The organism is Arthrobacter sp. NPDC090010 (genome assembly GCF_044748305.1).
Classification (GTDB): Bacteria; Actinomycetota; Actinomycetes; order Actinomycetales; family Micrococcaceae; genus Arthrobacter_E.
On the sequence record NZ_JBIVFT010000004.1, the window covers coordinates 150,377 to 175,464 of the forward strand.

A 25,088-nucleotide genomic window follows, 5' to 3' on the forward strand; every position below is an offset into this window, starting at 1 on the left:
GGTCCCGTCCGTCGTCGGGAATGGTCAGTCGCGCAGCGCCGGGGCGATCAGCGCGGCCAGCGCGTCGATGACGGTCGGCAGGCTCAGCACGGTCCCCCAGGTCCAGGCACCGCTCACGAGAGCGTCGTCGACGAAGACGGACCGGCCCTTCTTCACGACGTCGAGGGTGGGGTACAGCGGCAGCTTCTCGATGGTCTTGCGAAGAGCCGGGGTGAAACCGATGTTCCAGATGAGGACGTCACGGTCCAGCAGTTCCATCCGCTCATCACTCACCGGGGCGCCGTCGGTGTTGCCGCCCACCGCGGGGATGTCCGTGGGGATGACGAAACCCAGACCGGTGAGCAGCTGCGAGCGGGGGTCTCCCTTGGACCGCGCATAGGATGCACCTTGCTCGAAGCGTTCGGCCACCAGCGCGGTGAGCCCTTCGAACTCGGGGTGTTCCTTGCGGGTCTGATCGATCTTGGCCTGGACCGCCGCGATCTTCTCCTCGGCCAGTTCGGAGCGTCCCAGCGCCTGGCCGGCCAGGCGGGTGACCGCCTGCCAGGGGGCGGCGAACTCTGGGTGCCCTTTGGGCGGGCCGACGGTCGGGGCGATCTGGGACAGCCGCTGGTACTCGGTCTCACTCATGGAGGTGTACAGGCCGAGGATCAGGTCCGGCTTCAGAGCGGCGATCTGCTCGTACTGGTAGTCGGGTTTGCCGGTGAAGGACCCCTTGTTCAGCACCTTGGGCTTGGCGTCCCCCAGCGCGCCCTGAGCCCAGGGCCACACCGCGTAGGGGTAGTCGCCATACCAGTCGGTGACTCCGACAGGCTGGAAGCCGAGGGCCAGCACGGCGTCCTGATCGCTGAATCCCACCGTGACGACGCGCTTCACCTCGGCGGGAACCTCCGTGGTCCCCCGCAGGTGTTCCACCTTCCGGGTACCGGCGGAGGGGGCTGCGCCCTCCGTTCCGCAGGCGGTCAGCCCCGCCAGCGCCGCGGCGCTCAGGCCCCCGGCCAGGAATCCGCGGCGGGTCAGCTCACTGACGATCCTGGCGAAGGCGGTGCCGACATCGGCGTCCACGGTGGGCAGGCCGGGACGAAGCAAGGTGGGTGTGTTCATGTGCTCGGCTTTCTGGGAAGGGCGGATCAGGGGGTGCTGCGGGGTGCCACAGCGGGGGTGCCGGCGCGGCCGCGCCGGTGGACCGGGATGACCAGGGGTGTGCCGCTCTGCGGGTCGGTGATGATCTGGCAGGGCAGGCCGAAGACCTCCTCCACCAGTTCGGCGGTGACGATGTCCGCGGGAGCGCCCTGGGCCACGATCGCCCCGTCCCGCATGGCGATCAGGTGCGTCGCGTAGCGGCACGCGTGGTTCAGATCGTGCAGCACCGCCACCAGGGTGTAACCCTGCTCCTCGTGCAGGTCCGCGCAGAGTTCCAGGACGTCCAGCTGATAGGCGATGTCCAGATAGGTGATCGGCTCGTCCAGCAGCAGGATGTCCGTCTGCTGTGCCAGGGCCATGGCCACCCAGACCCGCTGCCGCTGTCCGCCGGAGAGCTCGTCGACGTAGCGGTCGGCCAGATCCCGGGTCCCGGTGGCATCCAGAGCCTCCGTCACGATCCGTTCATCGTCACGGGACCACTGGCGCAGCAGTTTCTGATGCGGGTAGCGGCCGCGCGCCACGAGATCCGCCACCTTGATGCCGTCCGGCGCGATGGGGGCCTGCGGAAGCAGACCCAGCCGGCGTGCCAGGTCCTTCGAGGACATGCTGTGAATGGACTTGCCGTCCAGGTAGGCGGTGCCCTTGGCCGGTTTGATCATGCGGGACAGAGCGCGCAGCAGCGTGGATTTGCCGCAGCCGTTGCCGCCCACGATCACGGTGAAGGAACGGTCCGGAATGACGACGTCCAGGCCATCGCTGATGACGCGTTCGTCATAGGCGAGGGTGAGGCCCTCGCCGTGGAGCCGGAAGGAGCCCGGCCGCTCCGCTCCTGCAGCCTCGGGGGTACGCCGGGCCGCCGGGCGCCCGGAGTCCTGCGTGGCGGTGGGTCCGGACGGATCGGTCACCGAGGATGTGGTGGTCATGATCTCCTGGCTTTCCATTGGTGGGCGAGCAGCCAGCACAGGTAGGCGCCGCCGAGCAGGCCGGTCATGACGCCGACCGGCAGGGACGTGGTGGGCACGATGCGCTGGGCGCCGAAGTCGCTGGCGGAGAGCAGCAGCGCACCCATGAATCCGGCCGGACCGATGAGCGCTCCAGGGGCGCGGACCAGCCTCCGGCACAGCTGCGGGGCGGCCAGCGCCACGAAGCCGATGGGTCCCGCCGCGGCGGTGGCCGCCGCGCACAGTGCCGTGGCGGTGATGACCAGCAGGAGCCGCGTGCGTTCCACGGGCACGCCGAGCCCCTTCGCCGAGCCGTCGCCCAACTCCATCCAGCCGAGGTCCCGGCCCAGGAACAGCACCACGGGAGTGAGGATGAGCAGCGCTCCGGCCAGTGGCCCCACAACCTCCCAGCTGACGGCGTTGAGGCTGCCGATCAGCCAGATCTGGGCGTTCTGGGCATCGTAGAGGGTGGCGCGCGTCAGCAGGTAGGCCGTCACCGACTCCAGGACGGCCCCGGCCCCGATGCCGATCAGGATGAGCCGGTATCCGGCCACCTTTCCGCGCCGGACCGAGAGAAGGTAGACGACGGCGGCCGTGATGAGTCCGCCACCGATCGCGGCGAAGGCGATGGCGGTCTGCGAGCCGCGGAAGACGAGGATCTCCGTCACGGCGCCGACCGCCGCCCCACTGGTGAACCCGATGATGTCCGGGCTGCCGAGCGGATTGCGTGAGAGGCTCTGGAACACGGCGCCGCTCATGCCGAGCGCCGCTCCGATGAGCAGGGCGGAGAGGACCCGGGGCAGACGCAGCGTCCCCACGATGAAGGCGTCCGTTCCCGAACCCTGCCCGGAGAGCGTTGCCAGGACGGAGGGCAGGGACACCGGGTAGTCGCCGGTGGTCAGGCCGAGGATCGCCACCGCGGCGGCAGCGAGGGCCAGAAGGACGCAGACGACGCCGGCGCGTGGCTGCCAGCGGAGCGAGAGACGGTCCCCCCGGGTGCGGAGCACGCTGCCGGAGACGACCGGCCGGTCCAGAGTGGTGCGGGTGCTGTTCACAGTTCTGCGATCCTCCGGCGCCGCACCAGGGCGATGAAGACGGGCGCTCCCACCACGGCGGTGATGATGCCGGCCTGGATCTCACCCGGCCGCGCGACCACACGCCCCAGGATGTCGGCGCCCAGCAGGAGGATGGGGCCGAGCACCAGGGAGTAGGGCATGAGCCAGCGATGGTCCGGGCCGGTGATGAGCCGTGCCATGTGCGGGACGGTCAGGCCGATGAATCCGATCGGTCCCACCGCCGCCGTGGCGGCGCCGCACAGGAGGGTCACGGCCAGGGCGCCGAGGACGCGGGTCAGGCCGATCCGGCTGCCGAGCGCACGCGCCATGTCATCGCCCAGGGCCAGGGCGTTCAGGGCACCGGACAGCCCGAGGGCCAGCAGCACCCCGAAGAGGAGGAACGGGAGCACCTGCCCGAAGATCTCCGGCTGCACCCCGGCGAGCGCCCCGACGCCCCAGAAGCGGAACTGGTCGAAGACCTGCGGGTTCAGGATGGTCACGAAGGAGACCACCGAGCCGAGCACGGCGCTGATGGCGGTGCCGGCCAGGGCCAGCCGGACCGGCGTCGCGCCTTCACGGCCCGCGGAGCCCAGCAGGTAGACCAGCACCGAGGCGGCAGCGGCACCCACGAAGGCGAACCACACATACGAGCTGAGGGAGCCGAGATTCAGGAGCCAAATGGCCAGGACGACCGCCACCGAGGCGCCGATGTTGACGCCCAGGATTCCGGGGTCGGCCAAGGGGTTGCGGGTCAGCGCCTGCATCAGCACCCCGGCCACGGCGAGCGCGGCACCGACCGCGAGGCCGAGGAGTGTCCGGGGCACCCTGAGGTCCAGGATCACCACTCCATCAGCGGTGCCCTGTCCCGCGAAGAGGGCGTTGACCACGTCTGGAAGAGGGATGGGTTTGGCTCCGACCGAAATACTGGTGAGGACCACCAGGATCAGGACGCCCACGCACACGAGGAGGCCGACGACGCGCGCGGCGATCACACTGGCCCGCACCGGTTCCGGTTCGGGCGACTTCAGGGGGTGGGAGGTGATCAGCGCGGGGGCGCTCACTCCCTTGCCTCGCGCCGGGGACCGGCGTCATGGTGGCGGCAGGCGGGCTGGGGATGACCCATCTGGCTCCTCGGTCAGGATTCACGAACGAACACACTTGCCAGCATCAGTATGGCAAGCCTTACCTAATCACATTAGACAAAGCTTCGATACCCTAACAAGGACGTCAGCCGTCAAGTTATGTCTCCCAACCGCCAGCGAGGCCGTCCAGGGGAGGCCACAGCCCCGACCGATCCCTAAACCCCGGCCTCCATCCGGCTGAAGTACGCCGCGGGCGTGTGCCCGGTCACGCGGCGGAAGGCCGAGACGAACGCGCTCGCCGTCGCATAACCGACCAGCCCGGCGACCCGGGACACCGAATGCCCTTCTGCCAGGTGAGCGATCGCGGCCTGGAGCCGCACATGAGTGCGCCACTGGGTGAACGTCATCCCGGTCTCCGCGAGGAAGACGCGCAGCAGGGTGCGGGGACTGGACCGCACGACGACGGCGAGCTGTTCCAGACTGCGGTGCTCACCCGGGTCCGCCAGCAGGAGGTCGGCCACCTCGCGCGCCCGCGGATCCTGCGGCAGCGAAAGCTCGATGCTGGACAGGCGGACCGGGGTGAGGACGTCCGCCAGGACCGCCTCGGCCCGCGAACGGGCGGAGGGGTCCAGCTCCCCCGCCAGATACTGGATCAGGTCCCGGGCGAGGGCGGAGACGGACAGGACCACCGGCTCGTCCCAGGACAGCCGGAACGAGCCGGGATCGAGGTAAACGCCTTCCAGGACACTCTCCCGCAGGGCCAGCGTCACATGCCAGGTGCCGGCCGGGATCCAGAGGGCCAGATTGGGCGGCAGGACCCAGCACCGGTCATCGACATCGACCATCAGCACGCCGGTGCTGGCCCAGGCCAGTTGATGCTGCTCCTCATGGACATGGCGCTCAAAGGCCTGGCCCCGGAACATCTCGAAGCGCGCCAGAGCGATCGCGCTGGGCGACGTCTCGGAGCGCATGGCATCCCTCTTCTTCCCTGGGCGGGCCGCCACCCGGAAGAGGTGGCGGATAAGAGCCATATGTTGACTCAGTAATGTCTTTACGTCATATCTTAGGTGATCCTAACCTTGATGGGTGGTTTCTTACCCCGGATTGCAGACCGCCCCGGAGCGCTCGTCTCCCCAGGCCTCCTCGCCGTCGGCTCCCCCCGCGACCTCCCGCGCGGCCTTGCTCTGGCGCACCGTTCTCTCCCGGCCCCGGGACCTGGCCGCTGCGGCCGTTCTGTACAGCACCCACCAGCTGGGCGAGGCCCTTGTCCCCGTGATCATCGGCGCCACGATCAGCCAGGCGATCGGACCCACGGGAACACCCCTGTCCATCGCCCTCTGGCTCGGCGTGCTCGCGGCGGACTTCGTGTTCCTCTCCTTCTCCTATCGCTTCGGGGCCCGTGCGAGCATGCGGTCCAAGCAGCACGCCGCGCATCAGGCACGGCTGTCCCTCGCCGGGCGCATCGTCCTCGGCTCCGCACACCGGGGAGCCTGCGGCGACGGCTTCCAGCCGGGGGATCTGCTGACCCGTGCCTCCAGCGACGCCAACCGCGTCGGCGCCTTCGCCGGCGTCGTCGCCTCCACCATCGCAGCGGTGGTGGCGCTCATCGCGGCCTCGGTCTTCCTGTTCGGCTACTCCCCCGTGCTCGCAGCGGTCATCCTCCTCGGCACCCTCGCGCTGCTCGCCGTCCAGAGGCTGGCGACCCGCCTCCTGGGCCGCCGCAGCGCCGTCGAACAGGACCGGCAGGCTCAGGCCACCGGCTTCGCCGAGGACATCGTGCGTGGGCTCCGGGTGCTCAGGGGCATCGGAGCCCAGCGTGCCGCCGTCGCACGCTACCGAGGGCTGAGCCAGGAGGCCTCCACGGCCGCGCTCTCCGCCGCCTCGGCCGGGGCCCTCCCCACCTCACTCCATGCACTCTTCACCGGCCTCTACCTCTCGGTGGTCGCCGGGCTGGGAGGGATGCTGGCGCTCGAGGGGCAGCTCAGCCTGGGCGCCCTGATCTCCGCGCTGGGCCTGGCACAGTTCCTGGCGGGGCCGCTGGGTGTCCTGTCCGCCGCGCATGCCGCCCAGGCCCGGGCTCTGGCCTCGGCAGCCCGCATCCAGGAGATCCTGACCCTCGCACCCGGAACGTCCGGGCGGGACACGCCCGGGCTCCCCGGCACTCCGGCCGGGCCCGGCGTGCTGGACCTGCGCGGGCTTCACCCGGTGGGCGGGCCATTGCTGGACGTGCGCCTGGAGCCCGGGAGCTTCACCGGCGTCGTCTGCGGATCCGCGATCACGGCCACAAGCCTGACGGGCCTGCTCGCCCGGGAGGAGGAAGCCGGTGACGGAGCGGTCCTCCTGGACGGCGTGGACGTCCGGGACCGCGAGCCGGGTGCAGGAGGCCACGGCCTGCTGGTCGCCCTGCATGAGGCGGCCCTGCTGCCCGGCACCATCGGGGAGAACCTCGGCGCGCTGACCCTCGATCCGCAGGCCATCCGCCGGGCCTCCCGCGCCGCCGCCGTCGACCAGCTCCTGGACGTGGTGCCCCAGGGAGCGGCATCGCCCGTCGGGGACCGCGGTGAACGGCTTTCCGGCGGGCAACGGCAGCGTCTCGTCCTCGCCCGGGCGCTCGCGGCGGAGTCCCCCGCACTCGTGCTTCACGACCCCACCACCGCCGTGGACCCGGTCACCGAGGACGGCATCGCCGAGCGCGTACGATGGCTCCGGGCGGGACATACCACCATGGTGGTCACCACCAGTCCGGCCTGGCTCTCGCGCTGCGAGCACGTGCTGTTCCTGCACGACGGCGCCCTCCGGGAAGGCACCCATGGTGACCTCCTGGCATCCGACGCCGCCTACCGGGAAGCGGTGGCCCGGTGACGCCCGTCCTGCTGCCCGTCGCAGCTCCCTCCGAGGTCCGCGCCCGGCTCCGGTCGCTGCTGCGCGGCCGGGCACGCCTGACGAGCCTCACCCTGGCCGTCATGATCCTCGACAGCGTGTTCGGACTGGCCGGCCCCGTGGCCATCGGCTGGATCGCGCAGATCGTCTCCGAGCATGGACCCCTCACCCGGCTCTGGGCACCCGTGCTGCTGCTGGGGGCGGCCGCGGTGGGAGCGGCCGTCGCCGGCTGGGCCTCAGCCGTCCTCCTGGCCCGTCTGATCCTTCCCGCCGTGGCCCGGCTGAGGGAGGACGTGGTCGCGGCGGCCTCGGAACTGCCGATCGACGCGGTGGAGACCGGCGGCACGGGCGACCTGGTCTCGCGGGTCTCGGGCGACGCCGAGCTGGTCACCGACGCCGCCACGGGCGCCGTCGGCAGCTTCGTGGGCGCCGCGCTGGCCATCCTGTCCACCCTGGCCGGGCTGGCCGCGCTGGACTGGAGGTTCGCGGTCGCGGGACTGGCCGCCGTGCCCCTCCAGATCCACACGCTCCGCTGGTATCTGCGAGCCTCCGGCCCTGTCTACGCCGCGGGCCGCGCGGCCGACGGCCGACGCGCGGCGGCTCTTCTCACCGGGTTCACCATGCTTCCCACCCTCCGGACGCTCCGCCTCGGCCGCCGGCAGCACCGGCGCATCACCGAAGCCTCGTTGGAGTCCATGGACTGCGAATTCGAGGCGACCCGCACGGCCACGCGCTTCTACGGCCGCCTCAACCTGGCCGAGTTCACCGGTCTGGGCGCGATCCTGCTGACCGCGTTCCTCCTGGTCCATGCGGGGCTGGCCACGGTGGGCGCGGCCACCACGGCGGCCCTGTTCTTCGCGGCGCTCTTCGATCCCCTCAACACGGTTCTGGGGGTCTTCGACGACATCCAGCGCGCCGGGGCCGGGCTGGCCCGGCTGGTGGGGATCGGCGGCAAGGAACCCGGAGGCCCGCTCCCCGCTGAACCCACGGCCCCTCGGAAGAACGTGGCCGGGACGCAGAGCGCCACTCGGACCACTCTGCTGGCCGCGGAAGGGCTCTCGGCCGGCTACTCCGGCGGGCCCGATGTCCTGCACGACGTCGGCCTGCGCCTGGAGCAGGGACGGAAGCTTGCGATCGTCGGGGCCAGCGGCTCCGGGAAGTCCACGCTCGCCTCCGTCCTCACCGGGCTCCGCCCCGCCCGGGCCGGCGCGGTCACGTTCCACGGCACCGACGTCGCGGACCTGGAACTGCCCCAGCGCCGCCTCGCGCTGCTCTCGCAGGAGAGCCATCTCTTCACCGGCACCATCACCGAGAACCTCCTCCTGGCCAGGCCCGGCGCCACGGAGAGCGATGTGCTCCGTGCGGTGGAAGCCGTCGGCGCCCAGACCTGGATCGCGGCGCTCCCCCAAGGTCTCGGCACCACGGTGGGCGGCGGGGGCCGTCCCCTGCCGCCCGCGCACGGCCAGCAGCTCGCGCTGGCCCGCGTCCTGCTGCTGGACCCCGAGGTCGTCATCCTCGACGAGGCGACCGCCGAGGCCGGAAGCGATGCGGCGCGGCTGCTCGATCACGCGGCCCGCCGCGTGCTGGACGGCCGGTCCTCGATCACGATCGCTCACCGTCTCTCCCAGGCACGGGAGGCCGACCGGATTCTCGTGATGGAGGGCGGACGTGTGGTCGAAGAGGGCACCCATCGGCAGCTGCTGGACCTCGGTGGCGCCTACGCCCGGCTCTGGAAGGGCTGGGACCCGGACGGGCCCGGCGCCGAGGCTCAGTGCCCGTAGACCTGATGCACGCAGGCCTGCTGCACGGAGGCCTAGTGCACGTAGGCGCCCGGAGAGGGGGCGGTGAGCACGAACGAGTCCAGACCGCGGTGACTGAAGCCGTCCGCGAGGGCCCGGGCCGCCGTCGTATCCTCACAGAGGAACGCGACCGTGGGGCCGGAGCCGGACACGATCCCCGCGAGGGCGCCCAGCGACTCCCCCAGCCCGAGCACGTCGCGCAGCCCGGGGGCCAGGTCGAGGGCGGCCCGTTGCAGATCATTGACCATGAGCGTGGAGAGCACGTGACTGTCCGGGGTGCGCAGCGCGGCCAGGATCGCCGCATCCACGGAGTCCGGCTCCGGGGCGTCGAAACCCTCGGCCTCACGGAGGGTGTCCAGGCGGCGGAACACCTCCGGGGTGGACAGGCCGAACGCGGCGGGGACCACCACCCAGTGGAGTTCACCGTGCACCAGGGCCGTGGTGAGCCGGTCGCCGACCCCCAGACCCACCGCCGCACCGCCGAGCAGGCAGAACGGCACGTCCGCCCCGAGCCGGGCACCCAGAGTGGCCAGCTCCTCCCGGCTCAGGCCGCATTCCCAGAGGGCGTTGCAGGCCACCAGCGCCGCGGCCGCATCGGCGGAACCGCCCGCCATGCCACCGGCCACCGGGACCCGCTTGACGATCTCCAGACGCACGGCCGGTTCCAGCCCGCAGTGCGAGGCCAGCAGGGCGGCGGCCTGATGGACCAGATTCCTCCCGTCCAACGGGATGGTCTCCGGATCCACGTCCAGCGCGCTCTCCGGCGCGAGGGCCACCTCGATGCCGGGTTCCTCCAGGAGGGACGCCCGGACCTCCTCGCGCAGGGACACCGCAAGGAAGACGCTCGCCAGCGAGTGATAACCGTCCTCGCGGAGCGGTCCCACGTGAAGAGAGACGTTGATCTTCCCCGGGGCGGAGGCGAGGACCGACCGCGGCACCGTGCTCATGCCTGCATCGGGATCCGGGCTTCGGCGATCCTGATGTACGCGGCGATGTCCAGGACCTCACCGCGGGCGCTCGGATCCACGTTGGCAAGACGGAGCAGCCGCTCCGCCTCCGCCCCGTTCCCCGCCCAGGAGGACAGCGCGGCGCGAAGTGTCTTGCGGCGCTGGGCGAAAGCCGCATCGATGACGGTGAAGACCTCTTCGCGGCTGGCTCGCGTCTCCGGCTGTTCCTGGCGTTCGAAGGCCACGAGCCCGGAATGGATCTTGGGGGCGGGCCAGAAGACGTTCATGCCGATCACACCCGCCTTGCGCATGGTGCCGTACCAGGCGGCCTTGACGGACGGCACGCCGTAGATCTTGGAACCCGGGGAGGCGGCAAGACGGTCGGCCACCTCGTCCTGGACCATCACCAGGCCGTGACGCAGGGACGGGAAATGCTCCAGCAGGTGGAGCACCACGGGAACCGCGACGTTGTACGGCAGATTGGCCACGAGCGCCGTCGGCTGATGCGGCAGCTCGGTGACTTTGAGGGCGTCCTGGTTGATCAGGGTGAATCGTCCGCTTGCGCCGGGCCGGAATTCCTCCACGGTGTTGGGGAGCTTGCCTGCGAGCACCGGGTCGATCTCGACTGCGACGACGTGTGCGGCGGCGTCCAGGAGGCCGAGCGTAAGGCTGCCGAGCCCCGGGCCTACTTCCAGCACGGTCTCGGTGGGGTCGAGTTCAGCGGCGCCGACGATCCTGCGGATGGTGTTGCCGTCGATCACGAAGTTCTGGCCCAGGGTCTTGGTGGGACGGACGCCGAGCTCCCCCGCCAGGCGCCGGATGTCCGCCGCCCCGAGCAAAGGCTTGGGTGCGGGTCCGGTTTCGGGGCTCTCTGCTGCGTCAGTCACCGTCCAATCCTACCGAGTCCGCTCCCGGTGGATTCCGCCCCAGTGGGCCTGGCCCCTGGCCTCGCCGGGGCGCGAACTCGCTGGTTACGTGCCACCTCGCTCGTTCAGTGCGCGAAATGGCACGCGCCTAGCGGGCTCGGCCCAGAAACCGACGCCGGTAGCGGACTCGGCGAACCACACCGCCGAGTCCGCTATCCGGGGCGTGAATCAGCTATCCGGGGTAGCTGACTCACGCCCCCGGTAGCGGACTCGGCCAGCTGGGCCCAGGTAAAACCAGCCTCAGTAGCGGACTCACGGAGCACACCCTCGGCAGCGGACTCAGGGAGACCGGTGCGGCGGCCTGCAATCCATCTCGCCTTCCACACAGCACGACGACGGCGGCCGGCGCCTCCGTGGGGAGGTGCCGGCCGCCGTCGTCGTCAGAGTTCTGTGCTGCCTATCCGGCGGCCCAGCCACAACCCCACGGGGACAGGCCGCGCTCGGCGTAGACCCGGTTGGCGATGTCGATCTGCTGCTCGCGGGTGGCCAGGCTGGCGTTCGGGGCGTAGGCGCCGCCACCGGCACCGAGCCAGGTCTGGATGTCGAACTGCAGGCCACCGTAGTAGCCGTTGCCCGTGTTGATGGACCAGTTGCCGGTGGACTCGCACTGAGCGATGCGGTCCCACATGCCTGAATTGACCGCGGCGGGGGCTGCTGCACCGGTGTTGGATCCGCCGGACGCTGCTGCCGGAGTGGGGGTGGGGGCCGGAGCCTCCTTGGTTCCCACCTTGACCTCCTGGTCCACAGGCTCAGCCACGACCTTGCTGGTGACCAGCGTGCGCGTGGCTTCCTTGCCGTCCACGATCACGAGGCGGTACGTCTTCTCGACGCTGCCGGCCACGCCTTCCTTGGTGACCTTCTCGGTGCCCTTGTCAAGATCGGGCGCATTCGTCTTCACGACGTCGAAGGGGATGCTGTCCTTGACCACGGCGGTCCGGCTCTTGTCCACGTTGCTGACCTTGATGGTCATGTTCGGGGTGATCGGAGCGGTGGCCGGAAGGGCGGACACGTCGTTCTTGCCGAGCGTGACCTTGGCTTCCTTCAGCACATCCGCGACGGTGGCGGCGGTGGTGGTCAGCTTGCTGCCCTTGCCGCGCACGATCAGGGTGACAGGCTTCGGGGTGGAGATGTTCAGCGTGGTGCCCTGGACGTCCAGGGTCGCATCGGCCGGCAGGGAGACCCGCGAGCTGTCCTTCACGCCGAGCTGCTTGATGAGACCACCGACGGTGCTCTCATGCGTGTCGACCTGACGGGCGGAGCCGTCCAGCGTGACATCCACGGCCTTGGCGCGGTTGATACGGACTTCGGTGCCGTCCTGAACGGAGCTCTCCAGGGAGGGAATCACCTGGTCCTTGGACGCGACGTCGATGTTTGCGCTCTTCACAACCTGTGCGACGTCTCCGCCGAAGGTCTGGACGGAGCTCACACGGCCGTCGAGGTTGATCTTCACGGTCTTGTTGTTCACCACGAAGGCCAGGAGACCTCCGACGAGTGCCAGGACGACCGCAATCTGAACACCGACCTTGACGGGACTGAACTTGCCGTCGGTTGCGAAGATTCTGTTCACTACTACCCAAACTACTTGTGCGTCCGGGCACGGGGAACGGGGCCTCGAAAGGCTTGACCTGATGGCGGGCGTGCATCAGCAACGCATTCCTCGCCATGGTTCACAACGAAGTGTTTTCGTCCGCAGGCCTTCCCCGACCCCGGCTATCTGGCATCCACTGTAACCGAAGCGTTATAAATCAGCCAAGCCCTGAAATTCGCCGGAAAAGAACGGTCATGATAAGGAAACCGGACGTTCTCCCCGCTTGATTCAGCGCGGCGACGACGCGATCCAGGCCGTCTCCCCTGTTCAGCCACCGATCAGCCGCCGAAGCGCGGGGAATCGCGGATCAGTCCCAGCTGCCGTAGGCGTCGACCGTGTTCTGGGCGACGGCGGCGCACAATGTGTCGAGGTCCACATCCACGGCGGCCGCCATGGCACGCATGGTGTACGGGATCATGTAGCTCGCATTCGGCCTCCCCCGGAAGGGATGAGGTGTCAGGAACGGTGAGTCGGTCTCCACCAGGATGAGGTCCCGGCGCGCCAGCCGAAGGGCCGCCCGCAGATGGTCGTTGGCCTTGAAGCTCACCGGCCCGGCGAAGGACATGAACCAGCCGTGCTCGTTGCAGATGGCGGCCAGGGTCTCGTCCCCGGAGAAGCAGTGGAACACCACCCGAGGCGGCTGCTCGTCCTCCAAGAGAATCCGTACCACGTCATCATGGGCATCCCGGTCATGGATCTGCAGGGTCAGGCCCAGCCGCCGGGCGATGTCGATGTGACGCCGGAACGAGTACTGCTGGATCTTCTGCTCCTCCTCGCCGGTGGTGCGGAAATAGTCCAGCCCGGTCTCCCCGATTCCACGGACCCGCGGATGGGCGGCCAGGGTCTCGATCTCGGCCAGCGCGCTTTCCAGTTCTCCTCGCCCGGCATACAGCGGAGCATCATTCGGATGGATGGCGAGGGCCCCGAGGAGGCGAGAATCCTCGTCGAGCGCCCGGACCGTGAACCGGGCGGACTCCAGATCGCAAGCCACCTGCACCGCACCCTGCACTCCCACGGCAGCAGCCGCGTCCAGAGCGTCCTTGACGGAGACCTCCACCAGACCGTCCCGGAAATTCAGATGGGTGTGGTTGTCCATGACCGGAACGGCCAGAGGCTCCGGAGCCGGCGGATATTCGAGCTTGCGCTTGCGCCCGGACTCGTCCTTCGACGAACGCGCCTGACCGTCACCCCCGGTGGGACCGCCGTCGACGTCGTCGGAAAGGTAGGCGGACGGAGTCTCGGAAGCACACATGCATCCACCCTATGACGAGCGCACAGCAGTGAGTAGGCTGAGGTGAAAGTGAGCTGCGTCATACGACGTCGGCCGCTGTTTGGGGGCTCGCAGTCAAGCGTGGGAGGTCATGACGTGACAGGTACGGGAGCGAATGGGGCCGCGCCGGCGACCGGGCAGGAGAGCCCGCTGCCCCTGGAGGACTTCGCGGTCACGGCAAGAGCCATCCTCGCAGCCGTCAACAGCGTGATCGACGGCAAGGAGGAGACCGCCGGGATCGCCCTGACAGTGCTTCTGGCACAGGGGCACCTGCTCCTGGAGGACGTCCCCGGCGTCGGCAAGACCATGCTGGCCAAAACCCTTGCCCGTGCCGTGCACGGCACCGTCTCGCGGATACAGTTCACCCCGGACCTCCTGCCCTCCGATGTGACCGGAGTGTCGATGTACAACCAGGGAACAGGGTCCTTCGAGTTCCGGCCCGGGCCGGTCTTCGCCCATCTGGTGATCGGCGACGAGATCAACCGGGCCTCCGCCAAGACGCAGTCGGCTCTCCTGGAGTGCATGGAGGAGAGCCAGGTGAGCGTGGACGGACGCGTCTATCCCCTGGGCGAGCCGTTCATGGTGCTCGCGACGCAGAACCCGGTGGAGATGGAGGGGACATTCCCCCTGCCCGAGGCCCAGCGGGACCGGTTCATGGCACGGATCTCCATGGGCTACCCGGATCGGGCCGCCGAACTGGACATGCTCTCCAGCCATCAGAACCGTTCGCCGCTGGAGCGGCTGGAGCCCGTCACGGACACGGCCCGGCTGCGCCGCATGATCGCGACCGTCCACGGCGTCTTCGTCTCGGATCCGGTGCGGGAGTACGTCGTGGACCTCGGCCGCAGCACCCGGGAGCATCCCGAGATCAATCTGGGGGCCAGCCCCCGCGCGTTGCTGCACGTGCTGCGCGCGGCAAAGGCCCGCGCCGCGCTGGACGGCCGGGATCACGTGCTGCCCGACGACGTCGTCGCGGTCGCCGAGAGCGTGCTCGCCCACCGTCTTCTGGTCGACCGCAGGGCGGCCCTGGGCGGGCGCGACGCCGCCACGATTCTCGCCGAGATATTGCAGCGACTCCCTGCCGATCCGGCCTCCGGACGGTCGGCCGCGCGCCGTGCTCAGCTCGGCCCGGAAGACTCAGGCTCCTGGAATCACCGGGCCGGTGTGCCGTGAACGCAGGGCGTCTGAATCCTGCACGATATCTGACCCGTCGCGGTCTCGGGTTCATCGTGGTCGGGCTCCTGTGCCTCGGCGGAGCCTGGCTGCTGGGCCGACGCGATCTGCTCACCCTGTCCGTCTTCCTGCTCGCACTTCCGCTGATCGCCGTCGTCGGCGTCCGGAGCCGTCATCCGCGCTTCACCGTGACAAGGGATGCCACCCCCGCCCCGGCCCGTGAGGGTGGCAGCACCACCGTGCGTCTGCACGTGGAGCAGATCGCCTCGGAACGGGCGGGGAGCTTGTCCCGGCTCGCACACTCGACCGCATCGTCCGCCGAATCGACCATGCTGGAAGCCTTGCCGCCGGAGCTTGGCGGCGCACCGCGGTTCCACTACCCGTCCCGTGCCGCACGCGGCGGACCGGTCTCCAGCTACGAGTACGTCCTGAGTCCGCCACACCGCGGACTTTTCACGCTGGGCGGGGTGAGCGCGGAGTTCCGCGACCCGTTCAATCTCGCCTGGCAGAGGCATCGCGTGGATCCCGGCACGGAGCTGACCGTCGCGCCCGCGCTGTCCGAACCGGACCCCGAGCTGCTCCACCGGCTCCGGGGGCTGAGCGGCTCGGGCGCCGGAGCCAGCCGCTCAGCCACCTGGTTCGCAAGCGCCAGCGAGAACGACGTGACCGTCCGGGAGTATCGCCAGGGTGACGCCCTCCGAAGGGTGCACTGGCCATCGACGGCCCGGCGCGGCGAACTGATGGTCCGGCAGGAGGAAGGTGGCGCCCTCCCCAGGATCACCTTGATCCTGGACCGTCGCAGGAGCTGTCACAGCGGTGGCGAGCTGGCGCCGTTCCCCGTCCCCCCGGCCGCCTCGAGACTGAACACCACGGTGACTTTCGAGTGGCAGGTGAGGACCTTCCTCTCCTTGGCCACCGCACTCAGTTCACAGGGCCACGAATTGCGGGTCCTGGACCACACGGGATCCCCCGCCTTCCTCCACTCACGCAGCGCACCCCATCCCCATCTGGAACTGCTCGCGGCGCCGGAAGCCCGTGAGCTGCTTCCCGGGCCCCTCGCGGCAGTGGAACTGGACGACGCCGGCGAGAGACTTCATCCCGGACCGTCCGCCGGCCAGGTGACGGTGTTCACCGGCAAGGTACTGGAGGCGGATGCCCGCGAACTCGCGGCAGTGCTGCTCTCCGGGCCGGGGCTGGAGTCGTCCTGGGAGACCGGCGTTCACCAAGGCAGGGGCACGGTCCTCTCGTGCTGGCCGTCCGCTCCGTCACAGGCGGTCCGGGAAATGCTGGAAGCCGGAGGCTGGAGTGTCCTCTGGGCCCGTCCGGACTCCCCCGTGGGGCACCTGGAACGCACCTCCCCGGGAGTCACGGCGCTGTCCGCATCCTCTTCCAGGAGGACCCGTGAGTGAGGCTGCGGGCAGGGTCGTCGATGTGCGGGGGCGGCTCGCAATGGCCTGGCTTCCGGTCGGTGTCAGTTCGAGCCTCGCCCTCGCGTCGGCGGCCGCCAGCCTGTCATCGGTGCTTTTCGGTTGGTCCTGGTATCTGCCCGTGCTCTGCTGCCTTCTGGCGGTCACGGTCGCCACAGCGGCCGGCCGCTTCATCAGTTCCGGCCCGTGGGCGTCCTTCCTGCTCGGTCTGGCGGCCCTGGGCGCGACCCTGCTGCTGTTCTTCTTCTCCGGGACCACGTTCCTCGGAATCATCCCGACCGCCCGGAGCTGGGGGCTGTTCTGGGAGCTGATGGCGCAGGCGGTGGACACTCTCCAGCACGAGGTCGTCCCGGCCAATGCCCGGCCGGGGATCACATTCCTCAGCGCGTCCATCCTGGGCCTTCTGGCGTTGCTCGCCGACTGGCTGGCGGTGCGCGCCCGGGCGCCCATGGCCGTCGCCCTGCCGCTCCTGGCGGTACTGCTGGTCCCGGCCCTCCTCAGTTACACCAGTGTCGGTCTCTGGCCGTTCGCCGGCTCCGCGTTCTTCTTCGCCATGACACTCGCCGGGACCCGCCGGGCTCAGCGCACCGCCGACCGGCTCGCCGAGGCATCCGGTCCGGGGCCCGCCTTCCGCATCGCCGCCCGCGGCCCGGGACGGGCCGTGATCCTCGGCGCGGCCGCCGTCGTCGTCGCTCTGGTGATCCCCACTGCGATCCCGGGCTTCACCGAGGGGCTCTTCCCACAGGGTTCGCGTCTCGGTTCCCTCGGCCGCAGCAACGGCCTCAACCCGCTCCTGACACTCAACTCGAATCTGCGGCAGGGAGGCAACGGAACCGCGATCAGCTACTTCACGACGGCGAAGTCGGCACCGTATCTCCGGCTGACCACCATCGACTCCTTCAGCGGGGACCGTTGGGGTCCGGAGAACCGCGACAAGTCGCTCCAGGACGACATCCTGCAGCTCCAGTCCCCCACCGCCGCCGCCTTCTTCGGCCCCCGCTCGGAGATGGCGTTGACCGAGGTCACCACCCGCGATTTCAGCAGTCCGTACCTGCCCGTTCCCGAAGACACCGTCAGCGTGGTCGGCGCCAAAGGCAACTGGGGCTTCGATCCGGACACTCTCTCGATCAAGAACCGCGCTGACGGCACCAGCGCAGGAGAGGTGTACGTCGCCCATTCGGTCGTCCCGAACTGGACCGCCGAAAGCCTGCGCGCCCTGTATCCGGAGGGGCCGAGCGTCCCGGTCCGGTTCCAGGAGCTGCCGGGAAACGTCCCGGCCATCATCCGGGACACGGCTCAGAAGGTCGCCGGCTCGGCCTCGACCGAATTCGACAAGGCCCTGGCACTCCAGAAGTACTTGAGGAGCGCCGATTTCAGTTACTCCCTGACGGCCCCTGCGGATCACGGCTACGACGGCACGGGGATGAACGTCCTCGCCCAGTTCCTGACCGCGAAGAGCGGGTACTGCATCCACTACGCCACAGCCATGGCCGTGATGGCCCGGGTGCTGGGGCTTCCCAGCCGGGTGGCGGTCGGATACGCCCCCGGCCATCCCACGGGTGCGGTCCGTGACGGCAATCCGGCCCGGCCCTCCCTGCGCGAGTACACGGTCTCGGCCGAGGACGCGCATGCCTGGCCCGAGATCTACCTCGTGGGTGCGGGCTGGGTCCCGTTCGAGCCGACCCCCTCGCGCGGCGTGGTCCCGGACTACGCCTTCGATCCCAGCTCCGCCGGGTCCGCGCTGGATACGCCTGACGAGCTGAGGCCGCGTGCCACCTCCAGTGCCACAGCGCCCACCGCGAGCGCCTCGCCGACGGCATCCCCCAGTGCGCAGGCTGCCCCGGTCCGGCCGTCCGCCTGGGGAGAGGACATCGATTGGCCGGAGATCGGATTCTGGGCCGGAGCAGGGCTCGTGCTGATTCTTCTGGCGGTCTCCCCGCGGATCCTGAGAACCGTGCAACGACGGCGGCGGCTCACGGCGGCCCAGCCACCGGGCGCGGTCCGGATCGGTGCGATGGAGGAGTTGCTGGCCACGGCCGCCGACTACGGAGCGGCCGCCCGGGCTCCGGACACTCCGCGCGCCTTCGGTTCCCGGCTGGCGGAACCCTTCAGCACAGGCGGGCGGACGGCCGTCGCCGAGTTGGTCAGGGACTACGAGCTGACCCGCTACGGTGCATCGGACGACACGGCGGACGACGACGGCGAGCAGGCTCGGCACTCCGCCGAGCAGCTGGCCGTCGTGGACCGGGAGCTGCGCGGGCAGGCGCGTCCCGGCGCCCGCTTCGCCGCACGCTGGCTGCCGCCGTCGTTGTTCCGCTCACGACGACGCTGAGGCCCACCGGTCCGGTCCGTCAAGCCCGAAGGGCCCCACTGGCAGCAGTGGGGCCCTTCGGGTCAGCCGGGGAATCCCGGCTCGAACCGCCGGGATCCGGCGGCGCGGGTCAGACAGCGCGGATCAGATAACGCAGATCAGACAGCGTACGGGTCGGCGATGCCGATGTACTGCGTCGTGGTGTACTCGGCGATGCCTTCGGCGCCGCCTTCGCGGCCCAGACCGGACTGCTTCACGCCACCGAACGGGGCCGCGGCGTTGGAGATGACACCGGCGTTGAAGCCGACCATGCCGAACTCGATCTGCTCGGCCACGCGGAACATGCGGGCGTAGTCGCGGGTGTAGACGTAGGACGCCAGGCCGTACTCGCTCGCGTTCGCCAGCTTGATGGCCTGCTCCTCGGAGGAGAAAGTGGTGACCGGTGCGACCGGGCCGAAGATCTCGTTGAGGAGGATGTCGGCGTCGTTCGGGACGTTGCTGAGCACGGTCGGAGCGTAGAAGTAGCCTTCACCCTCGACCGGGGCACCACCGGTGGCCACGGTCGCGCCGGCCTCGACAGCGGCGGTGACCAGCGCGTGAACGTCGTCACGGGCGCCGGAGTCGATCAGCGGGCCGACGTTGGTCTCCGTCTCGGTGCCGCGGCCCGTGTTCAGGGCGGCCATGGCGGCGGAGAACTTCGCGGTGAACTCCTCGGCCACGGACTCGTGGACCAGGAAGCGGTTGGCCGCAGTGCAGGCCTCGCCCATGTTCCGCATCTTGGCCGCCATGGCGCCTTCCACGGCCTTGTCCAGATCGGCATCCTCGAACACCAGGAACGGGGCGTTGCCACCGAGTTCCATGGAGGTGCGGAGCACGTTGTTGGCGGCGTCCGCGATCAGGCGCTTGCCCACGGCGGTGGAACCGGTGAAGGAGACCTTGCGCAGGCGGGAGTCCTTCATGATCGGGCCGGAGATGGAGGAGGCGCTGGAGGAGGAGACGACATTGACGACGCCGGCCGGGACACCGGCCTCGACCAGGGTCGCCACGAAGAGCTGGGTGGTCAGCGGGGTGAACTTGGCGGGCTTGATCACCATGGTACAGCCGGCGGCGATGGCCGGGGCGATCTTGCGGGTGGCCATGGCCAGCGGGAAGTTCCAGGGGGTGATCAGCAGGCAGGGGCCGACCGGCTTACGCTGCACGAGGATCTTGTTCTTGCCCTCGGGAGTGGTGAGGTAGCGGCCGTAGTCGCGCACGGTTTCCTCGGAGAACCAGCGCAGGAACTCGGCGCCGTAGGTGACCTCTCCGCGTGCCTCGGCGAGCGGCTTGCCCATCTCGAGGGTCATGAGGAGCGCGAAGTCATCGGCGCGGGCCGTGACCAGATCGAAGGCGCGGCGCAGGATCTCAGCACGCTCACGGGGAGCGGTGCGAGCCCACTCGGCCTGCACGGCGTCGGCGGCGTCGAGGGCGGCCATGGCGTCTTCGCTCGTGCCGTCGGCGATGCTCAGCAGCACCTTGCCCGTGGCCGGGTCCTCGACGTCGAACGTCTTGCCGGTCGAAGCGGCCCGCCACTCGCCATTGATGAACAGGCCGGTGGGAACCTTGGCGAGCAGCTCTGCCTCGCGCTCTGCGGTGATCGCGGAAGTCATGGGTGACTCCTTCGTGCTTGGGGTACGGGGGTCCAACGGGCCTTCCAGAAGACCCTTCCCTGCCAAGCTATCGCCGCACTGTGACGCACGTCTACGCAGAGGTGCACTAGCGATCCCCGGTTTCACTGTGCAAATGCCCAACGCACCCCGGAGCCGTCAGCCACCCTTCCTCGCGAGATGCCAGTTGAGCACAGTGCTCAGGCTCCGGACTGTGCTCAACTGGCATCTCGCGAGCCGGAAAGGGGTCAGCTCCGCGCGGACAGGACCGCCTGGTACAGCTCCCGCTTGCTCAAACCCTGGGTCTCGGCGACGACGGCGACCGCCTCCTTCAGGCGCATGCCACCCGCGGTCAGGGCGGACACGGCGTCGACATGGTCCTCGGGGCGGCTCGCCTCGGGCTCGCCCGCGCCCCCGACCACGACAGCGATCTCCCCGCGGACCTCACCCGATTCGGCCCAGGCCACGAGCTCGCCCAGACCACCGCGGATCACTTCCTCATAGGTCTTCGTCAGCTCCCGGCAGACGGCCGCCGGGCGGTTCGCGCCGAAGACCTCGCTAAGCGCAGCGAGCATGGTCGCCAAGCGGTGAGGTGCCTCGAAAAACACCATGGTGCGCCGCTCGGCGGACAGGTCCCGTAGCGAGGAGAGCCGCTCCCCCGCCTTGCGCGGCAGGAATCCCTCGAAGGTGAACCGGTCGGTCGGGAGCCCGGAAAGCGCCAAAGCCGTGAGAACGGCGGACGGACCCGGGACGGCGGTGACCAGCACCCCGGCGTCGACGGCGGCGGACACGAGCCGGAAGCCCGGGTCCGAGACGGCCGGCATGCCCGCGTCCGAGACCACCAGGATCGTCTGCCCCTCCTGGACCAGCTCCAGCAGTTCCTCGGCCCGCTCGCGCTCATTGTGTTCGTGATAGCTGATGACCCGCCCGGTGATGGTGAGGCCCAATCCCTGAACCAAGCGGTGCAGGCGCCTGGTGTCCTCGGCCGCCACCACATCGGCGCTCTCCAGAAGTTCGCACAGGCGAGGCGATGCGTCTCCCAGGTTCCCGATCGGGGTGGCCGCCAGGACCACTCGCCCTTCTCCCTGCACTACACGATCAGCCATGCCCTCCAGCGTAGTACGCGGCGCACCCGGCACCCTCCGCCGTCGTCTCCTCCCGGTAGCATGGCTACGTGACCCAGAGCGATCAGGCCCCGCCGGGCGTCAAGGCAGGCGCCGGTGCGGCGACCCGAGCGACGCCGGCACCCCAGGGCCCCGGACCATCGCCTGCGGCCTCCGCCTCCACGGCCGTCGTCAGCCGTCCACGCCGCCGTCGCAGGCGTCCGTCAGGCACCGGCTGGGTGACCGATCCTCGGACGGCCTTCACTCGCGAGGCGCTGCTGGAACGCCTGAGCGGCCCGGTGCGATCCTGGCGGGATTACCCGCCCAGTCTGCGTCTCTGGTTCTGGCTCGGCCCCATCCTCACTGCGGCCCTCGGCGGCGTGCTCCGTTTCGTACGTCTGGGCGAGCCGCATTCCCTCGTCTTCGACGAGACCTACTACGTCAAGGATGCCTACTCGCTCCTGCAGTCCGGCTACGAACGCAATTGGGCCAAGGACGCCAATACCGCGTTCAACCAAGGCGATCCCAGCCAGCTCCTCAACACCCCGGAGTACGTGGTCCATCCGCCGCTCGGCAAGTGGATGATCGCCTGGGGCATGGATCTCTTCGGGCCCGGAGACAGCTTCGGCTGGCGATTCTCCTCGGCGGTGGTGGGTACGCTGTCCATCCTGTTGATGGCGTTCGTGGCCCACAAACTCTTCAATTCGGTCGTGCTCGGGACAATCGCCGGTCTTCTGACCGCCGTGGACGGCACCCACCTGGTGATGTCGCGCATCGGCATTCTGGACATCTTCCTGGAGTTCTGGATCCTGGTGGTCTTCGCCTGTCTTCTGCTGGACCGGCAGGACGGACGACGGCGGCTCGCGATCCGTCTGGCCCGCCTCTCCTCCGTGGGGCACGACGGAGTCCCACCGTCCACCGCGCTGCTCTGGGGGCCGCGTCTCGGCTTCCGTTGGTGGCGCCTGGCGGCCGCGGCGGCCATGGGTGCCGCGATCGGCATCAAATGGTCGGCGCTGTTCTTCCTGGCCGTTTTCGGCCTCCTCATGGTCCTGTGGGACATGAATGCGCGCCGGGTGGCCGGAATCCGGCATTGGGCTCTGGCCGGGGTGGTCCGGGACGGCATTCCGGCTTTCTTCCTCTACCTGGGGACGTCGGCCCTGGTCTACCTCTCCACCTGGACGGGCTGGTTCCTCAGCAGTAATGCGTACAACCGGCACTGGGCCGAACAGAACCCCGGCCAAGGCGTCGGCTGGCTTCCGCCCGCGCTGCGCTCGCTCTGGGAATACCACCTCCAGGCCTACGCCTTCCACCAAGGCCTGAGCGCGGATCATCCGTACAAGGCGAGCGCCTGGACCTGGCTGGTCCTGGGCAGGCCCACCTCCTTCTACTACCAGTCCCCGTCCTGCCCCGGCGGCAACGGCAAGTGCTCCGAGGCCATTCTGAGCGTCGGCAACCCCCTCATCTGGTGGGGCGCCGCCCTGGCACTCCTGGTGATCCTCTTCGCCTGGGCCGGCCGCCGTGATTGGCGGGCGGGCGCCATCCTGGCCGGAATGGCCGGCGGCTACCTGCCCTGGTTCATGTACCCGGAACGGACCACCTTCTTCTTCTACGCGGTGTCCTTCGAACCGTTCCTGATCCTGGCCCTCTGCTATGCACTGGGACTGATTCTCGGTTCGCAGCACGACCCTCCATGGCGGCGGAGAGCCGGCTTCATGGTGGTGGCGGTCTTCCTGGCTGGGGTGCTGCTGTTGTCCGCGTTCTTCTACCCGATCTGGACCGCCGAGACCATCACTTACAACGACTGGCATCTGCGCATGTGGATGCCCTCCTGGATCTGACGTCCGTCAGTTCTGAACCGACAGGAACCATCACCGCCATGAGCACCCTGACCGAGTACACCGCACCGCTGATCTCTGAACTGGACCCCGCGTCCAACGTCACCGATGTTCTGCTCGCCCGTGCGTCCGCGACGCCGGAGCGTCCCGTGTACGCCGTCCGGCCGTCCGCCGTGCAGGGGGCCCGGCTCCACCCTGCGGATGCTTCAGCCCATCCGCCGTTGAAGGGCTGGAGTCTGCTCAGCGCCGGTGACTTCCTGGACCGGGTCAAGGCCCTCGCGAAGGGTCTGATCGCCGGCGGTCTGGAGATCGGCGACTCGGTGGCGGTGATGAGCCGGACCCGGTTCGAGTGGACCCTCGCGGACTTCGCCATCTGGTACGCCGGAGGCGTCACCGTCCCGATCTACGAGACCTCCTCCGCCAGCCAGGTCGAGTGGATCCTCGAAGACTCCGGCGCGCGGAGGATCTTCGTGGAGGACGCCTCCAAGGCCGAACTGGTCACCGCCGTCGCCGAAGGATCGGAACTGCTGGGCAGTGCCCCGCTTCAGGTGATCCGCATGGATCACGGTGGTCCCGTGCCGAATATGACGAGCGTGGCCAACGCAGGTTCCGGTGTCACCGATGCGGAGCTGGAACGGCACCGTACCGCGGCGACCATGGCCGACACGGCCTCGATCGTCTACACCTCCGGGACCACCGGAAAGCCGAAAGGCTGCCAGATCAGCCACGGCAACTTCGCACAGGTGGCGGAGAACATCGTGCCCACCCTCGGGGAATTCACTCTGGCACCCGGAGCCCGGACCCTGATGTTCCTCCCCCTGGCACATGTCCTGGCCCGCGCGGTGCAGGTGATCTGCCTTCACGCCGGGATTCTGGTGGGCCACAGCAGTTCCGCAACGGAGCTGATGGCGGACATGCAGACCCTCAAGCCCACCTTCCTCCTCGCCGTACCGCGGATCTTCGAGAAGGTCCTGGCAGGGGCTCAGCAGAAGGCAGATTCTTCCGGAAAGGGTCAGCTCTTCCAGAAGGCTTTCAGCACCGCCGTCGACTACGCCCAGGCCATGCAGCGCAAGGAACAAGGTCACGGAGACGGTCCGAGCGTCCGGCTTCGTCTGCGCCACTTGGCGTTCGACCGTTTGCTGTACCCGCGGGTCCGGGCCGCGTTCGGCGGTCACATCACCCACACGGTGTCCGGCGCCAGCGCCTTGAATCGTCAGGAATCAGAGTTCTTCCTCGGAGCCGGGATCCCGATTCTGGAAGGCTATGGGCTCACCGAGACCACGGCGCCGGCCGCGGTCAATCTGCCGGAACGGAACCGGCTCGGCACCGTGGGCCGCCCCATTCCAGGGACCTCCGTGAGGATCGCCGACGACGGAGAGGTCCTCATCAAGGGCATCGGCGTCTTCAAGGGCTATCACAACAACCCGCAGGCCGATTTCGACGCCTTCGTGGACGGCTGGTTCGCCACCGGCGATCTCGGCAGTCTGGACCCGGATGGTTTCCTCACCATCACGGGCCGGAAGAAGGACCTGATCGTCACCGCTGGTGGGAAGAACGTCGCTCCGGAGCCGCTTGAGGAGACCATTCGTCAGAACCCGCTCGTCGAGCATGTGGTGGTGCTCGGCGAGGGCCGGCCGTTCGTCTCCGCCCTGCTCGCGCTCGACGCCGAGGGGCTGGCCGCCTGGGGCGAACAGCACGGGCATCCGGGGATCACCGTTGAGCAGGCCTCGGAGCTTCCGGAGATCCTGAACGCGTTGCAGGCATCCGTCGATCAGGCGAACACGCAGGTCTCCAAGGCGGAGAGCATCCGCAAGTTCGCCATCCTCAACGCCGAACTGTCGGTCGGTTCGGGGCATCTCACCCCGTCGCTGAAGCTGCGACGCAATGCCGTGGTCACCGACTTCGCGCCGGAGATCGACCGGCTGTACCAGCGCTGAGGCCGGAGTTCTGAGGCCCACGTCCAGAACC

General features: G+C 69.3%; 18 protein-coding genes. 7 read left to right on the plus strand and 11 right to left on the minus strand.

Features of this window, described 5'->3' with window-relative positions; translation table 11 throughout:
* Nucleotides 1–24: 24 nt before the first annotated feature.
* The 5 genes from ACIPXZ_RS08320 to ACIPXZ_RS08340 all read right to left on the minus strand — a co-directional run bounded on the left by ACIPXZ_RS08320 (nucleotide 25) and on the right by ACIPXZ_RS08340 (nucleotide 5,249).
* Nucleotides 25–1,101 carry an iron-siderophore ABC transporter substrate-binding protein gene (locus tag ACIPXZ_RS08320; protein ID WP_400592282.1) on the minus strand — a complete coding sequence of 359 codons (1,077 nt, stop codon included), beginning with the start codon at nucleotides 1,099–1,101 and terminating at the stop codon, nucleotides 25–27.
* A 26-nt stretch (nucleotides 1,102–1,127) separates the two neighbouring features.
* Complete coding sequence (locus ACIPXZ_RS08325) at nucleotides 1,128–2,063, minus strand: ABC transporter ATP-binding protein (RefSeq protein WP_400592284.1); 936 nt, start codon at nucleotides 2,061–2,063, stop codon at nucleotides 1,128–1,130.
* Nucleotides 2,060–3,136 carry a FecCD family ABC transporter permease gene (locus tag ACIPXZ_RS08330; RefSeq protein ID WP_400592287.1) on the minus strand — a complete coding sequence of 359 codons (1,077 nt, stop codon included), beginning with the start codon at nucleotides 3,134–3,136 and terminating at the stop codon, nucleotides 2,060–2,062. The genes ACIPXZ_RS08325 and ACIPXZ_RS08330 overlap by 4 nt, the downstream gene beginning before the upstream one ends.
* Nucleotides 3,133–4,197, minus strand: a complete 1,065-nt coding sequence (locus tag ACIPXZ_RS08335) for a FecCD family ABC transporter permease (RefSeq protein ID WP_400592290.1) — start codon at nucleotides 4,195–4,197, stop codon at nucleotides 3,133–3,135. The genes ACIPXZ_RS08330 and ACIPXZ_RS08335 overlap by 4 nt, the downstream gene beginning before the upstream one ends.
* A 236-nt stretch (nucleotides 4,198–4,433) precedes the next feature.
* Nucleotides 4,434–5,249, minus strand: a complete 816-nt coding sequence (locus tag ACIPXZ_RS08340) for a helix-turn-helix domain-containing protein (RefSeq protein WP_400592293.1) — start codon at nucleotides 5,247–5,249, stop codon at nucleotides 4,434–4,436.
* Between the two features lie 55 nt (nucleotides 5,250–5,304).
* Between ACIPXZ_RS08340 and ACIPXZ_RS08345 the strand changes: the two genes are divergently transcribed.
* Together ACIPXZ_RS08345 and ACIPXZ_RS08350 are read left to right on the plus strand one after the other, a co-directional pair.
* The gene (locus tag ACIPXZ_RS08345; protein WP_400592296.1) at nucleotides 5,305–7,080 is read left to right on the plus strand and encodes an ABC transporter transmembrane domain-containing protein; all 1,776 of its coding nucleotides are present in this window, start codon (nucleotides 5,305–5,307) and stop codon (nucleotides 7,078–7,080) included.
* A complete protein-coding gene (locus ACIPXZ_RS08350) occupies nucleotides 7,077–8,879 on the plus strand; it encodes an ABC transporter ATP-binding protein (RefSeq protein ID WP_400592299.1) in 1,803 nt (600 codons plus the stop codon). The genes ACIPXZ_RS08345 and ACIPXZ_RS08350 overlap by 4 nt, the downstream gene beginning before the upstream one ends.
* Before the next feature lie 32 nt (nucleotides 8,880–8,911).
* Here ACIPXZ_RS08350 and ACIPXZ_RS08355 read toward each other — a convergent pair whose 3' ends face one another.
* From ACIPXZ_RS08355 to ACIPXZ_RS08370, 4 genes are all read right to left on the minus strand, one after another.
* Nucleotides 8,912–9,844 carry a 4-(cytidine 5'-diphospho)-2-C-methyl-D-erythritol kinase gene (locus ACIPXZ_RS08355; protein WP_400592302.1) on the minus strand — a complete coding sequence of 311 codons (933 nt, stop codon included), beginning with the start codon at nucleotides 9,842–9,844 and terminating at the stop codon, nucleotides 8,912–8,914.
* On the minus strand, nucleotides 9,841–10,731 hold the full coding sequence (rsmA, locus tag ACIPXZ_RS08360; protein WP_400592305.1) for a 16S rRNA (adenine(1518)-N(6)/adenine(1519)-N(6))-dimethyltransferase RsmA: 891 nt from the start codon (nucleotides 10,729–10,731) through the stop codon (nucleotides 9,841–9,843). Before rsmA ends, ACIPXZ_RS08355 begins: the two co-directional genes overlap by 4 nt.
* Nucleotides 10,732–11,167: 436 nt before the next feature.
* A complete protein-coding gene (locus ACIPXZ_RS08365; protein ID WP_400592308.1) occupies nucleotides 11,168–12,337 on the minus strand; it encodes a transglycosylase family protein in 1,170 nt (389 codons plus the stop codon).
* Nucleotides 12,338–12,665: 328 nt separating this feature from the next.
* Complete coding sequence (locus ACIPXZ_RS08370; RefSeq protein ID WP_400592311.1) at nucleotides 12,666–13,610, minus strand: TatD family hydrolase; 945 nt, start codon at nucleotides 13,608–13,610, stop codon at nucleotides 12,666–12,668.
* A 114-nt stretch (nucleotides 13,611–13,724) separates the two neighbouring features.
* Between ACIPXZ_RS08370 and ACIPXZ_RS08375 the strand changes: the two genes are divergently transcribed.
* From ACIPXZ_RS08375 to ACIPXZ_RS08385, 3 genes are read left to right on the plus strand one after another with little or no spacing between them, the layout of a single operon-like run.
* Complete coding sequence (locus ACIPXZ_RS08375; protein ID WP_400592314.1) at nucleotides 13,725–14,801, plus strand: AAA family ATPase; 1,077 nt, start codon at nucleotides 13,725–13,727, stop codon at nucleotides 14,799–14,801.
* Complete coding sequence (locus ACIPXZ_RS08380; protein WP_400592316.1) at nucleotides 14,798–16,210, plus strand: DUF58 domain-containing protein; 1,413 nt, start codon at nucleotides 14,798–14,800, stop codon at nucleotides 16,208–16,210. The genes ACIPXZ_RS08375 and ACIPXZ_RS08380 overlap by 4 nt, the downstream gene beginning before the upstream one ends.
* Nucleotides 16,203–18,560: a transglutaminaseTgpA domain-containing protein gene (locus tag ACIPXZ_RS08385; RefSeq protein WP_400592319.1), complete on the plus strand. Its 2,358-nt coding sequence runs from the start codon at nucleotides 16,203–16,205 to the stop codon at nucleotides 18,558–18,560. The genes ACIPXZ_RS08380 and ACIPXZ_RS08385 overlap by 8 nt, the downstream gene beginning before the upstream one ends.
* Before the next feature lie 137 nt (nucleotides 18,561–18,697).
* Here ACIPXZ_RS08385 and ACIPXZ_RS08390 read toward each other — a convergent pair whose 3' ends face one another.
* Both ACIPXZ_RS08390 and rsmI read right to left on the minus strand, forming a co-directional pair.
* Nucleotides 18,698–20,185: an NAD-dependent succinate-semialdehyde dehydrogenase gene (locus ACIPXZ_RS08390; protein WP_400592322.1), complete on the minus strand. Its 1,488-nt coding sequence runs from the start codon at nucleotides 20,183–20,185 to the stop codon at nucleotides 18,698–18,700.
* Nucleotides 20,186–20,430: 245 nt separating this feature from the next.
* Nucleotides 20,431–21,288 (minus strand): 16S rRNA (cytidine(1402)-2'-O)-methyltransferase, encoded by an 858-nt coding sequence (gene rsmI / locus ACIPXZ_RS08395; protein ID WP_400592324.1) that lies wholly within the window; start codon nucleotides 21,286–21,288, stop codon nucleotides 20,431–20,433.
* Nucleotides 21,289–21,356: 68 nt separating this feature from the next.
* Here rsmI and ACIPXZ_RS08400 point away from each other — a divergent pair, with 68 nt between their 5' ends.
* Together ACIPXZ_RS08400 and ACIPXZ_RS08405 are read left to right on the plus strand one after the other, a co-directional pair.
* Nucleotides 21,357–23,123 carry a dolichyl-phosphate-mannose--protein mannosyltransferase gene (locus ACIPXZ_RS08400; RefSeq protein WP_400592326.1) on the plus strand — a complete coding sequence of 589 codons (1,767 nt, stop codon included), beginning with the start codon at nucleotides 21,357–21,359 and terminating at the stop codon, nucleotides 23,121–23,123.
* Nucleotides 23,124–23,170: 47 nt separating this feature from the next.
* Entirely contained in the window at nucleotides 23,171–25,057 is a 1,887-nt protein-coding gene (locus ACIPXZ_RS08405) for an AMP-dependent synthetase/ligase (RefSeq protein WP_400592731.1), read from the plus strand.
* Nucleotides 25,058–25,088: the final 31 nt, after the last annotated feature.